This is a genomic window from Microbacterium sp. p3-SID336, assembly GCF_025143365.1.
In the GTDB taxonomy this organism is placed as follows: Bacteria; Actinomycetota; Actinomycetes; order Actinomycetales; family Microbacteriaceae; genus Microbacterium.
On sequence record NZ_JALXPE010000037.1, the window covers coordinates 1 to 12,504 of the forward strand.

Genomic DNA, 12,504 nt, shown 5'->3' on the forward strand with positions numbered 1-12,504 from the left:
ATGCACGCCCCCTGACGATCCTCGGTGACATGCTTGTGCAGGCCGCGTTCCACCAGGTCGGCTTCCAGGACTACGTGGACTTCGACTTCGCGATGCTGACCGCCGCGGAGCGCCGCACGATGATGACGCACCCGCTGTCGAACCGGCTGTCGTACACGTACGACCACCCCGACTTCCGGCACATCTTCCACGACAAGTGGGAGTTCGACCGCGTGTTCTCCGACCTGCTCGGGCGGGAGTGGATGCTGCTCAACGCCCACAACATCGATGAGTTCCGCGCGTTCGCAGAGCGCCATCCGATCCTCATCACCAAGCAGCAGCTGGGGCGTTCCGGGCACGCGATCCACCGCTACCACGCGGAGGAGGTCGAGAACTGGGAGGCGTTCCATCAGCGACTGCTGGCCGACGGCGAACTGCTGATCGAGGAGAACATCGTGCAGCATCCGGCGCTCGCGGCCGTGTGCCCCGGGACGGTGAACTCCACCCGGGTGACCGCGTACTTCGACGGCCACCGCACGCACGTCCTCTCTCTGGCGCAGAAGTTCGGGCGCGGGCAGGCTGCGGATCAGATGGACTGGGGCGGCTTCTACACGATGCTCGATGCCGACACCGGGACCGCGCTCGGCGACGGGTACGACTCGCACGGCAACGTGTATCGCCACCACCCCGACACCGGCTACCGCATCGCGGACTTCGCGCTCCCCCTGTACGACGAGGTCATCGCGCTCATTGACCGCGCGGCCCGCCGCGTGCCGCGCGTCCGATACGTGGGGTGGGACATCGCGGTCACCCCCACTGGGCCTGTGATCATCGAGGGGAACTGGGGCACGGGAGTGTACGAGGTCAAGCCGAGCGTGCTCGGCATCCGCACGGGGCATCGTCCCCGCTTCCAGAAGGCGATGGGATTCTGAACACCCTGATCCGTGCGCGGCTGTCGCGCTCCGCCCTCCTCGACAACGCGCGTCGAGCGGCCCGCGGCACCGTCGGGCCGCCCGTCGTCGATCTCCGCAGGGATGCCTGGGGGCACGGGCTGTCGTTCGTCGTCGACGTGATCGAGGCTGCGGGCATCCGGCGCGCGGTCGTGGACGACGGCATCGACCTCGGCGACTCGGATGTGGCGTCGTGCCCCGCGCCGGCGACGATCGACCCGGCCCGGCTCTTCGGCCTTCCCGGTTCGGACGGCAGCCCGGTCATGTGCGTCGTCGGGCGCGTGATCTCGTTCAAGCACCTCCGCGCCGGGGAGGGCGTGTCGTACAACCACACGCATCACGCGGCGGTCGACACGCGCGTCGCGCTGGTGTCCGGCGGGTTCGGACACGGTATCCCGCGAGCGCTCGGCAACGAGGCCGCCGTGGGCATCGGGGGAAGGCTCCATCCGATCGTGGGACGCGTGGCGATGGACGTCTGTGTGGTGGACATCGGCGAGGCGACCGTGGCCGAAGGCGCCGAGGTCGTGTACTTCGGCGGCCATCCCGCGGCGGACGCACTGGCCGAGTGGGAGCGCATCACGGGTTGGAGCCCGGCGGAGCTCGTCTGCGGCGTCGGGCTCCGTGCCGCACGCGAGGAGGTCCCATGAGCGGCGCACGGCTCTCCGTCGACCTCGGGCGCTTCCGAGCGAACCTCCGTGAGCTCCGCCGCCGCGCTGCACCGGCCGAGGCGATGCTCGTGGTCAAGTGCGACGCTTACGGGCACGGTCTCGATCGCATAGTGGCGGCGGCCGCAGCCGAGGGCGTGCGGTGGTTCGGAGCCTTCGACAGCGCCACCGCCGTGCGGGTGCGGAAGGTCACCGGCGACGGCGCTCGGATCTTCGCATGGGTCACCATGACCGACGACGAGCTGACGAGGGCGGCACAGGCCTCCGTCACCCTCGGGGTGGGAGACGCCGGATACCTGGAGCGGATCGCCGCGGTGTCACGCGGGCGGGCGCTGCCCGTGCACCTGAAGATCGACACCGGCCTGCACCGCAGCGGCATCCGGCCGGAGGCGTGGGGCGCCTTCGTCCAGCGAGCGGCGGAGCTCGAGGCCGCAGGAGAGATCCGAGTGGACGGCGTCTGGAGTCACATCGCCGAGGTCAGCGACCGCGACGACGACATCGCCAGGGCGGCGTTCCTCGACGCGGTGTCGATCGCCGAAGCCGCGGGGCTCAGGCCCACCGTGCGACACCTCGCCGCCAGCGCCGCCGGTGCGGCGCGCCCCGAGTTCCGTTTCGACCTGGTGCGCTTCGGCGCGTTCGCCTACGGCATCCGCTCGGCAGGGGCACCGAGCCCGGACGGCGTCGTTCCGACGGCGACCCTGCTCGCTCCCGTCATCGAGATCGGGGAGAGGGCGGTCACGGTCGGCGTCGGGACGCTCGACGGGCTGCCCGCGACCCTGGCGGGCTGCTTCGACGTCGGGACGCCCGGGGGGCCGCGGCGGCTGCTCCGCATCGACCGGGTCACGAGCACGGTGCGCCCGTGGCCAGGAGTGGCCGTCGGCGACGAGGTCGCGGTGTGGGGTCCAGGGGCACTCGGCGAGCCCTCCCCCACCGACCTCGCCGAGACGATCGGCACGGTCGGCGAAGAGGTCATGGTGCGGCTCTCGCCGCTCGTGCCGCGGGAGTACCGGGTGCGGCGTCACCCCGGTCGCGGCTGACCCACTTCAGGGCGTCGGAGGCGTCCGTCGGAGATCACCGGGGGCGAGCGCCGACGGAGATCGCCGGGGGTCGCGTCAGGGCCGCGTGCCGAGCAGACGTCGCGGGCCGAGCAGACGTTCCGGCCGAGCAGACGTTCCGGCCGAGCAGACGTCGCGGGCCGAGCAGACGTTCCGGGCCCCGCAGACGTCGCGGGCCCTGCAGAAGCCGGGGCGCGGGTCTCCGGGGCGGCCTATGCTGCCGAGGGCCGTCAGCGGCGGTCGTCGGGGTTCGAGCGGCCGCGGCGACTGGTCCAGGCGGCGAGCGCCGACGCTGCGGCACCGGCGGCGCGGTCGATCGCCTCGGCTGACCGGTTCAGCATGTCGTGTGCCGCGTCCTGCCAGGCGGCGGCCGGCGGCGCCTCGCCGGACTGCACCCGGGCGGCATGCTCAGCCGCCTCGAACGCGCGCTCCAACTCCGCTACGGCGTCACGGTACGCGGCGAACTCGGCGGCGGTGATGCGACCCTCCGCCGCCCGGCGCAGTTCCGTCGCCGCACCGGCCGCCCGCAGATACGCCGCCGTCTCCGGCCGCTTCACATCCGTCATCGCAGGATAGGCGATCTGCAACGCCGGATCGGTCTCGTAGCGCATCCACCGCACGGTCACCGCATCGTGCTCGGCGTGCAGACGCTCGAGCGGTCTCGGGGCGGAACCCGCCGGGATGGCTGCACGCGCCGCGTTCAGTCGCACCCGCCGCGCCCGCACCTCCGCAGCAGCCGCCCGGGCATCGCGCTCACGCTCCCGCAGCATCCGCCGCGCCCCGGCGACCTGCTCGGCAGTCGCGCGCTGTGCCGCACGCTCGGCGGTGACGCGCGCCAGATCGGCCCGCGCGATCTTCAGGGCCGTCCGCCGTGCCACCGCCGCCTGCTGCGCCACCCGCAGGTCGTGGCGGGCCGCGTCATACTCCAGCCGTCGTCCGCTCCGCGTGTTGCGGCGGCGCAGCCCGAGTGCCCCCGCCGTCGCTCCCGCTGCGGCGGTCGGCGCAAGCCACCACCACTCCGCAGCCAGCAGCACAGGGTCCATGCTTCGATGCTACCCACCGTGTGGCCCCGCCGTCCGGCTGAGTGCGGCGGGCACCACCGGCCGGACCAGGGCGGACGCCCGCGGCCTGGGCGGCGCAGGACGACCGCCCGCACGGACACCGCGAACCACGACGCCGAACCCACGACGCCGGACGGATGAGGCCCGCCCCTCCAGGGGTCGGGCCTCATCCTGCGGAGCGCGTCAGACGAGCGTCTCCTGCCAGGCGGCGTGCAGCTGCGCGAACTTGCCGGTGCCGCCGATCAGCGCCTCGGGCGAATCGTCCTCGATGATGCGGCCGTGCTCCATCACGAGCACCCGATCCGCGATCGCGACCGTCGAGAGTCGGTGGGCGATGATGATCGCCGTGCGGTCGGCCAGCAGCGTCTGCAGCGCATCCTGGATGAGTCGCTCCGACGGGATGTCGAGCGAGGCCGTGGCCTCGTCGAGGATCAGCACGGCGGGGTCCGCGAGGAACGCCCGTGCGAACGAGATCAGCTGTCGCTGCCCCGCCGACACGCGGCCACCGCGCTTGTTCACGTCCGTGCTGTACCCGTCGGGCAGCGCCGAGATGAAGTCGTCCGCACCCACCGCCCTGGCCGCCTCGCGGATCTCGTCGAGCGTCGCGTCGGGCTTGCCCAGCGCGATGTTGTCCGCCACGGTGCCGCTGAACAGGTAGGCCTCCTGCGTGACCATCACGATCGCACGGCGGAGATCCTTCGGATGCAGCGACCGCAGGTCCACGCCGTCGAGCGTGACGCGCCCCTCCGAGGGGTCGTAGAAGCGGGAGATGAGCTTCGCGAGCGTCGACTTGCCCGCGCCTGTCGTGCCGACCAGCGCGATGGTCTGGCCCGCGGGGATGTCGAGCGAGAAGTTCGGGAGGATCGTCTTCTCGCCGTTGTACCCGAACGTGACCTCGTCGAACCGCACGTGCCCGCGCGACTCCCACAGGTCGACCGGCTTCTCCGGGTCCGGAACCGTCGGCCGCTCCTCGAGGACGCCCGAGACCTTCTCCAGCGCCGCGGTCGCGGACTGGTAGGAGTTCAGGAACATCGCGATCTCCTGCATCGGCGCGAAGAAGTTGCGCACGTACAGCACCGCCGACAGGAGCACGCCCACCGTGAGCGCCCCGGTCGAGACCCGGATGCCGCCCCACAGGACGACCACGCCCAGCACGAGCGCCGCGACGCCCATGAGTCCCGGCTCGAACGTGCCGAACAGCAGCATCGAGCGACGGTTCACGTCGCGGTACTCTCCCGCGACCTCCTGGAAGGCCTCGTCGTTGCGCGGCTCCTTGCGGAACGCCTTGACCGCACGGATGCCCGTCATGGTCTCCACGAACTGCACGATCACCTTCGCGCTGATGACCCGCGACTCGCGGTACACGAGCTGCGACCGCGAGTAGAACCACCGCATGAGGAAGAACAGCGGCACCCCGCCGATCGCGAGGATCAGGCCCGACTGCCAGTCCCACACGCACAGGGCGATGAACGTGAACAGGCCGAACAGCACACCCGACACCAGCTCGTTCAGGCCGCCGTCGAGCAGCTCCCTGATCGAGTCGAGGTCGCTCGTCTGCCGCGAGATGATGCGGCCGGACGTGTACGACTCGTGGAACTCCAGGCTCAGCCGCTGTGTGTGCAGGAAGATTCGCTTGCGGAGGTCGAGCAGGATCGCCTGGGTGAGCTTGGCCGCGATGATCACGTACCACGCGATCAGGGCGGCGGCGAGAGCACCCGCGAGCAGGTAGATCCCGCCGACCACGAACGTCGGCATCCAGTCGGCCCTGTCGATCACGGCCGGCAGCGCCCTGTCCAGCCCGATGCTGATCAGGATCGGACCGGCGACCTGCAGAGCCGTGGAGACGACGAGCACGACCGCCGCCAGCACGATCTGCGGCTTGAGCGGACGCACCAGGGAGCCGAGGAGTCGCAGTGACCGCTTCCGGATCGCCCTGCTCTCCTCGCGCGTCAGGCGGGAGCGGTCCTCGTCCTGGGTACCGGTGAGGGCGGAGCTCATCGCTGCACCTCCTTCTCGCTGATGAAGTCTTCGTCGGCGGCGTCCTCCCGGATGCCGTCCTGGACGGTTTCGTGGATCTCGGCCTCGCTGTCGCGGATGATGGGGATCGCCCCGGTGCGCGCTGCCTCCTCCGCCTCCAGGCTGGAGATCACGTGCCGATAGTGACGGCTCGTCTTCAGCAGCTCGGCGTGGGTGCCCACCGCGGTGACGCGACCGGCCTCCAGCAGCGCCACCCGGTCCGCCAGCGCCACGGTGGACGGGCGGTGCGCCACGATCAGGGCCGTGGTGTCGGCGAGCACATGACGCAGCGCCTCCTCGACCAGCGCCTCGGTGTCCACGTCGAGCGCCGACAGCGGGTCGTCCAGCACGAGCACCTTCGGCTTGGCCGCCACCGCTCGGGCGAGGGCGAGCCGCTGCCGCTGTCCGCCGGACAGGCTCAGGCCCTCCTCGCCGATCACGGTCTCGACGCCTTCGGGGAGACTGTCCACGAACGAGGCCTGCGCCACGTCGAGCGCCTCGCGCAGCACGCGTTCGGCCTCCTCGCTGTGCACGTCGAGGTCGGCGCGCCCGAGCAGCACGTTCTCGCGCACGGTCGCCGAGAACAGCGTCGCGTCCTCGAACGCCATGGCGATGTGCTGACGGAGTTCCGCGAGCGGAAGGTCGCGGACATCGACGCCGTCGAGTGTGACCCGCCCTCCCGTCACGTCGTACAGCCGCGTGGGCAGCGTGGTGAGCGTGGTCTTGCCGCTCCCGGTCAGACCGACCAGCGCCATGGTCTCACCGGGGCGCAGCACCAGGTCGATGCCGTCGAGCAGGTCGCGCTCGCTCGACGCCGCATCCTGGTAGCGGAAGTGCGCGGACTCGAACGCCAGCTCTCCCCGGGGCTCCGCGATGTGGGCGGGCTGCTCCGGGTCGGTGATGGTGTTGGTCGCGGAGAAGATGTCGAACACGCGGTCGGTCGCCGTGCGGGCGTCGAGCATGAACGAGAACAGGAACCCGATCGACTCGATCGGCCACCGCAGCACCACGGCCATCGCGAAGAACGCGAAGAGCTGCGCCTCGTCGATCTGCCCCTGCCAGATCAACCAGATGCCGGAGATCAGGCTTAGCCCGAACGCGATCTGCGGCATCAGGTCGAGCCAGAACCAGATCGACGCGATCGCGCCCGCCTTGCTCATCTCCGTCTCGCGCAGCGTCTCGGCCTGACGGCTGAAGCGGCGCAGCGCGTGCTTGCCGCGACCGAACGCCTTCAGCACGCGGATGCCGTGCACGCTCTCCTCGACGCTGGTGGCGAGGTCCCCCGCCTGGTCCTGGCTGCGGCGGGTGAGCGCGCCGTAGCGCTTCTCGAACAGGTAGCCGCGGATCCACAGCGGGATCGCGGTGACGAGGAAGATCGTGCCGAGCAGCCAGTGCCAGCGGAACAGCAGCACCGAGCCGATGATGATGGTCAGCACGTTCACCACGAGCAGCACCAGGCCGAACGCCAGCCACCGGCGGATCAGGCCGATGTCCTGCATCATGCGGCTCAGCAGCTGACCGGACTGCCAGCGGTCGTGGAACGCGACCGGGAGCGTCTGCAGGCGCGAGTAGAGCTCGGTGCGCATGCGGTACTCGACCTGCGTGGCCGGGAACAGCACGAACTGCCGGCGCAGCCACACCATGAGCGCCTCGCCGAGGCCGAGGGCGAACACGGCGAGCGCACCCCAGACGATCGCGTCGAGCGCGCCCGAGCGCACCGGCCCGCGGATGATCTGCTCGAGCACGATCGGGATCATCAGCGCGATCAGCGCGGCGCCGAGCGCGCTGGCCGCTCCCCCGGTGAGCCGCCAGATGACGGGCTTCACGAAGGGCTTGAGCCGCCACAGTGCGGCGGGCGTGGAGAGGGTGGACGAAGGGGACGGATTCTGCGCGGAAGACGAGGAAGACATGTCTCTCAGAGGAGTCGGAGCGAAAGAGGAGAAGGGGACGGATGCGAGAGCGGACTCACGGAGCCCGGCATCCGGTGCAGAAGTGGGGGCGGGGGCGCTACGAGAGCGGGTACGCCAGGGTCGAGCCGGGAGCGGCGATCCGCACGGTGGCGATCGTGATCATGGTGTCCTCCTCAGGGGCTCGGCGAGGTCGTCCGGTTGGCGCGACAGCCCATCAGCCTATTCCTGTGAACGAGCTGGATGCAAGAGGAATTCCCGACGCGCAGGAAAGCCCCGCGCCGGATGCCGGACGCGGGGCTGTCGTCATCGCCTCAGCGGGCGCTTCGTTCGCGCGCCAGGAGACTCTCCTTGACGGGCAGGCCCCAGGCGAATCCGCCGAGCGAACCGTCGGTGCGCAGGACCCGGTGGCACGGCACGAACAGCGCAGGGGCGTTGCGGGCGCAGATCGACGCCGCGGCGCGGACAGCGCGCGGGTTCTCGAGTCGTGCGGCGAGTCCGGTGTAGGTCAGCGGCTCCCCCGGCGTGATCGTGCGCAGCGCCGCCCATCCGGCGAGCTGCAGCGCCGTGCCGGTCTGCCGCACGGCGACGCTGTCGATCGCCGAGACGTCTCCGGCGTAGTAGGCGCGGGCAGCGGCGGCCGCGTCTGTCTCCGCCTCCCGCACGTCGGCGGGTCGGGCGGCGGCGGACAGGCGCCCCAGAATCTCCTCCTCGTCGGCGGTCCACCCGGAGGCCAGCACGCGCTGGCGATCGTCGGCGAGGATCGTGAAAGCGCCGTCGGGGGTGTCGATGGTCTGGATGAGAGCGGTCATGATGTCTCCTCGGCGGGGATGTCGGCGTGCCCGGCGGACCGGGCGGATGCGGGATCGGCGGATGCGGAGGCCGTGGTTGCGGATGCGAAGGCCGTGGTTGCGGATGGGGCGGATGCAGAGGATGCGGAGGCGGAGCGCGCCGAAGCGGAGCGGACGGGTCGCTGCGGGGCTGCCCGCCACAGGTGCGCGCTGAGGTAGCTGCGCCAGGGCGCGGTCCGCTCGGCCCAGGCGGTGAGCCCGCGCGGGTCGCCGGGCAGCCCCGCGGCGGCGGCACCGGCACGCAGCGCGACGTCCCCGGGCAGCAGGATGTCGGGATCTCCGAGCACGCGCATGCGCACGTAGTCGGCCGTCCACGGCCCGATGCCGGGCATCGCCAGGAGGGCGGCCCGCTGCTCCGTGCCGTCGTCCCCGACCGTGAGCGTCAAGCTGCCGTCCGCGAGCGCGGCCGCCGCCCCGGTCACGGCACGGATGCGCGCGGCCGGACCGCGCAGCACCTCGGCGCCGTGCGCGGCGATCGCCGCCATCGTGGGGAAGAGCAGGCCGTCCGGCGTCCGCTCGCCCAGCGCCTCGGTGAGAGCGGTGAGTGCCGTGCGCGCGGCGACGACCGTGATCTGCTGCCCGATCATGGCGCGGATGAGCATCTCATGCGGATCGGCGGCGCCCGGCACACGGATCCCGGGTGTGCGCGCCACGAGCGGCGCCAGCGCAGGATGGGCTGACAGGGCCTCGTCGATCGCGAGCGGGTCGGCGTCGAGGTCGAAGATGCGGCGGGCCGTCGACACCAGCGGCGCGAGGTCCGCCAGGCGCGACACCCGCGCCCGCAGCCGCAGCCGCTCGTCCTCGTCCTGCCGCACCTCGAACCACGCCGGGCCTCCCGGCATGCGCAGGTGCCGGGAGAAAAAGCGCGGCCCCGCCTCCTCCACCCCGGCGACGGCGCGGGCGGCCATCCAGGCGAACACCCCTTCGGCGTCGAGCGGCCCCCGGTACGGCAGCACGAGGTCGATCGCACCGGGCACCGCCTCCGCGGACAGGCGACGGCGCGCACGCAGCTCACCCGGCGTCAGCCCGAACACCTCGCGGATGGTGTCGTTGCACTGCCGGATGCTCTGGAAACCCGCCGCGAAGGCGACATCGGCGATCGGCATGTCGGTGCCGACGAGGAGCATGCGGGCGGTGTGCGCCCGATGCGCCCTGGCGAGAGCGAGCGGTCCGGCCCCGAGCTCCGTCGTCAGCAGTCGCGTGAGGTGGCGGCTGGAGTAGCCGAGACGCGCGGCGAGGCCGGGCACGCCCTCGCGCTCCACGACCCCCGACGCGATGAGCCGCATGGCCCGCGCGGCCGTGTCGCCGCGGACGTCCCAGGCGGGTGAGCCCGGCGCCGCCTCCGGCAGACACCGCTTGCACGCGCGATACCCGGCCTCGTGCGCCGCGGCGCTGGTGGGATAGAACGTGACGTTCTGCGGCTTCGGGGTGCGCGCGGGGCAGCTGGGCCGGCAATAGATCCCGGTCGACCGCACGGCGGTGACGAACTGCCCGTCGAAGCGCGTGTCGCGGGCGCTGATCGCACGGTAGCGCTCGTCGAAGTCGATCACGGGGAGGCTCATGTCCTCCACTCTGCCACCGGCCACGGACGCTGGCTGGCGGAAATCGGACACGGCAGTGTCTCGCCTGCTCCTTCCCCGCCGACACCCCGGGTCGCATGCCGAGACCCCGGGTCTCGGCAGAGGACCCCGGGTCTCGAAGAAGAACCCGGCTCTCGACGAAGACCCGGGGTCTCGGATCAGTGGAAGAAGTGGCGCTCTCCCGTGAAGAACATCGTCACGCCGGCCTTGCGTGCCGCGTCGACGACCTCCTCGTCGCGCACCGAGCCGCCCGGCTGCACGATCGCCGTGACGCCGGCGTCGATCAGCACCTGCGCGCCGTCCGCGAAGGGGAAGAACGCGTCCGAGGCCGCGACCGAGCCCGTGGCCCTGTCGCCCGCACGCTCCACCGCGAGGCGGCACGAGTCGACGCGGTTGACCTGGCCCATGCCGACGCCGACCGTGGCGTTGTCCTTCGCCAGCACGATCGCGTTCGACTTCACGGCACGACAGGCCTTCCACGCGAAGATGAGGTTCTCCATCTCGGCGTCGCTCGGGCGCTCTCCCGACACCAGCTCCCAGTCCTTCGCGACCGACACGATGTCGTCGGGGAAGCGATCCGCGTCCTGCAGCAGCAGCCCGCCGGAGACCAGTCGCACATCCATGCGCTCCTGCTGCCAGTCCTCCGGCAGCTGGAGCAGACGCAGGTTCTTCTTCGCCTTGAACACCTCGAGCGCCGCCGGCTCGAACGCGGGAGCGACGATGACCTCGGTGAAGATGTCCTTCAGGTTCTCCGCCATCTTCAGCGTGACCGTGCCGTTCGCCGCGATCACCCCGCCGTACGCCGAGACCGGGTCGCACTCGTGCGCACGCAGGTGGGCGCTCGCGATGGGGTCGAGCGCGTTCGGCGCGGTGGTCGCGATGCCGCACGGGTTCGCGTGCTTGATGATCGCGACGGCCGGCTTGATCATGTCGTACGCGGCGCGCAGGGCGGCGTCGGCGTCGACGTAGTTGTTGTACGACATCTCCTTGCCCTGCAGCTGCGTGGCCTGGGCGATGCCGTGGCCGCCCGCACGCGTGTAGATCGCGCCGCGCTGATGCGAGTTCTCGCCGTAGCGCAGCGTGGCGAGCCGCTCCGCCTGGATCGTCAGGTGTGCGGGGAGGTCGCCGGGATCGTTCAGCGTGCCCTCTGCGAACCACTGCGCGACCGCGGTGTCGTAGGCGGCGGTGTGCGCGAAGGCGCGAGCCGCGAGCTCCCGACGCTGTGCGAGCGACGTGCCGCCGTCCGCCACCGCCGCGACGATCGCCGGGTACGACCCGGGCGACACGACGATCGCGACGTTCGCGTGGTTCTTCGCGGCCGCGCGCACCATGGCGGGTCCGCCGATGTCGATCTGCTCCACCACTTCGTCGCCTTCGGCGCCGGAGGCGACCGTCTCCACGAAGGGGTACAGGTTGACCACGACGAGTTCGAACGGAGCGATGTCGAGGTCGGCCAGCTGGCGCTCGTGGTCTTCCAGGCGGAGATCGGCGAGAAGGCCGCCGTGCACCTTCGGGTGCAGCGTCTTCACCCGCCCATCGAGCATCTCGGCGACACCCGTGACCGCGGCGACATCGGTGACCTCGAAGCCCGCGTCACGGATGGTCGCGGCGGTCGAACCGGTCGAGACGATCTCCACGTCCGCCTCGGCGAGCGCGGCGGCGAGAACCAGCAGGTCGGTCTTGTCGCTCACCGAGACGAGCGCGCGCCGGATCGGCACCGTGTCGCGATCGCGGTAGAGCGTGGGGTCGTGGCGGGGGCCGGCCATGATGGGCTCCTTCGTGCGGGTGCGTCGGGGATGGAGGTCAGGAGGATGCGGTCAGGACGAGGTCACCGGTCGCGATGCGCCGGACGACGTCGATGAGGAGCCGGCGCTCGACCGGCTTGATGCGCTCGTGCAGCGTGTGCTCGGTGTCGTCGGCGCGGATGGGCACACGCTCCTGCGCCAGGATGGGCCCCGTGTCGACGCCGTCGTCGACGACGATCACGCTCGCGCCGGTCTCGCGCACCCCGGCCGCGAGCGCGTCGCGTACACCGTGCGCTCCGGGGAACTCCGGGAGGTAGGCGGGGTGCGTGTTGATGAGGCGCGGGGCGTAGGCGGCGACCAGCGAGGAGGGCAGCAGCCGCATGAGCCCGCTGAGGACCACCAGGTCGGGCTTCCACACCGCGAGCTGCCGTGCGAGCTCCTCGCCCCACGACTCGCGGCTCTCGTGCTCGTGCCACGGCACCGTGAAGCTGGGGATGCCGAACTCCTCGGCGTGCGCCAGCCCCTCGGCTTCGCGGTCGGCGCCCACCACGATGACCCTGGCCGGGAAATCGGGGTGACGAGCGGCCTCGAGGAGGGCGCGAAGGTTCGAGCCGGTGCCCGAGATGAGAACGGCGACCGTGAGCACGCGCCCAGTCTACCGGCGCACGCAGACCGCTCCGTCCCCTGTACCGGAG

The 12,504-nt window shown here is 71.5% G+C and carries 10 protein-coding genes; 3 read left to right on the forward strand and 7 right to left on the reverse strand.

The window, feature by feature from the left end; genetic code table 11:
- The 3 genes from M3C17_RS12075 to M3C17_RS12085 all read left to right on the forward strand — a co-directional run.
- On the forward strand, positions 1–911 hold a 911-nt coding region (locus M3C17_RS12075; RefSeq protein ID WP_259978010.1), incomplete at its 5' end, for a sugar-transfer associated ATP-grasp domain-containing protein.
- A 137-nt stretch (positions 912–1,048) separates the two neighbouring features.
- Complete coding sequence (locus tag M3C17_RS12080; RefSeq protein WP_259978011.1) at positions 1,049–1,576, forward strand: alanine racemase; 528 nt, start codon at positions 1,049–1,051, stop codon at positions 1,574–1,576.
- A complete protein-coding gene (locus tag M3C17_RS12085; RefSeq protein ID WP_259978012.1) occupies positions 1,573–2,631 on the forward strand; it encodes an alanine racemase in 1,059 nt (352 codons plus the stop codon). Before M3C17_RS12080 ends, M3C17_RS12085 begins: the two co-directional genes overlap by 4 nt.
- A gap of 248 nt (positions 2,632–2,879) precedes the next feature.
- Here the strand turns inward: M3C17_RS12085 and M3C17_RS12090 are convergent, their stop codons facing one another.
- The 7 genes from M3C17_RS12090 to purN form a co-directional block, all read right to left on the reverse strand.
- The gene (locus tag M3C17_RS12090; protein WP_259978013.1) at positions 2,880–3,692 is read right to left on the reverse strand and encodes a hypothetical protein; all 813 of its coding nucleotides are present in this window, start codon (positions 3,690–3,692) and stop codon (positions 2,880–2,882) included.
- A 201-nt stretch (positions 3,693–3,893) separates the two neighbouring features.
- Positions 3,894–5,708, reverse strand: coding sequence for an ABC transporter ATP-binding protein (locus M3C17_RS12095; RefSeq protein WP_259978014.1), 1,815 nt, complete (start codon positions 5,706–5,708; stop codon positions 3,894–3,896).
- Positions 5,705–7,636, reverse strand: a complete 1,932-nt coding sequence (locus M3C17_RS12100; protein WP_259978015.1) for an ABC transporter ATP-binding protein — start codon at positions 7,634–7,636, stop codon at positions 5,705–5,707. Before M3C17_RS12100 ends, M3C17_RS12095 begins: the two co-directional genes overlap by 4 nt.
- 311 nt (positions 7,637–7,947) lie before the next feature.
- Complete coding sequence (locus M3C17_RS12105; protein ID WP_259978016.1) at positions 7,948–8,445, reverse strand: methylated-DNA--[protein]-cysteine S-methyltransferase; 498 nt, start codon at positions 8,443–8,445, stop codon at positions 7,948–7,950.
- Positions 8,442–10,046: a DNA-3-methyladenine glycosylase 2 family protein gene (locus M3C17_RS12110; protein ID WP_259978017.1), complete on the reverse strand. Its 1,605-nt coding sequence runs from the start codon at positions 10,044–10,046 to the stop codon at positions 8,442–8,444. Before M3C17_RS12110 ends, M3C17_RS12105 begins: the two co-directional genes overlap by 4 nt.
- 176 nt (positions 10,047–10,222) lie before the next feature.
- A complete protein-coding gene (gene purH / locus M3C17_RS12115) occupies positions 10,223–11,830 on the reverse strand; it encodes a bifunctional phosphoribosylaminoimidazolecarboxamide formyltransferase/IMP cyclohydrolase (RefSeq protein ID WP_259978018.1) in 1,608 nt (535 codons plus the stop codon).
- 37 nt (positions 11,831–11,867) lie between these two features.
- Positions 11,868–12,455: a phosphoribosylglycinamide formyltransferase gene (gene purN / locus M3C17_RS12120; protein WP_259978019.1), complete on the reverse strand. Its 588-nt coding sequence runs from the start codon at positions 12,453–12,455 to the stop codon at positions 11,868–11,870.
- Positions 12,456–12,504: the final 49 nt, after the last annotated feature.

Coding starts and splice junctions, on each gene's coding strand:
- M3C17_RS12090 (WP_259978013.1), bottom strand. CDS start 3,692: ATGGACCCTGTGCTGCTGGCTGCGGAGTGGTGGTGGCTTGCGCCGACC.
- M3C17_RS12095 (WP_259978014.1), bottom strand. CDS start 5,708: ATGAGCTCCGCCCTCACCGGTACCCAGGACGAGGACCGCTCCCGCCTG.
- purH (WP_259978018.1), bottom strand. CDS start 11,830: ATGGCCGGCCCCCGCCACGACCCCACGCTCTACCGCGATCGCGACACG.
- M3C17_RS12100 (WP_259978015.1), bottom strand. CDS start 7,636: ATGTCTTCCTCGTCTTCCGCGCAGAATCCGTCCCCTTCGTCCACCCTC.
- M3C17_RS12105 (WP_259978016.1), bottom strand. CDS start 8,445: ATGACCGCTCTCATCCAGACCATCGACACCCCCGACGGCGCTTTCACG.
- M3C17_RS12085 (WP_259978012.1), top strand. CDS start 1,573: ATGAGCGGCGCACGGCTCTCCGTCGACCTCGGGCGCTTCCGAGCGAAC.
- M3C17_RS12110 (WP_259978017.1), bottom strand. CDS start 10,046: ATGAGCCTCCCCGTGATCGACTTCGACGAGCGCTACCGTGCGATCAGC.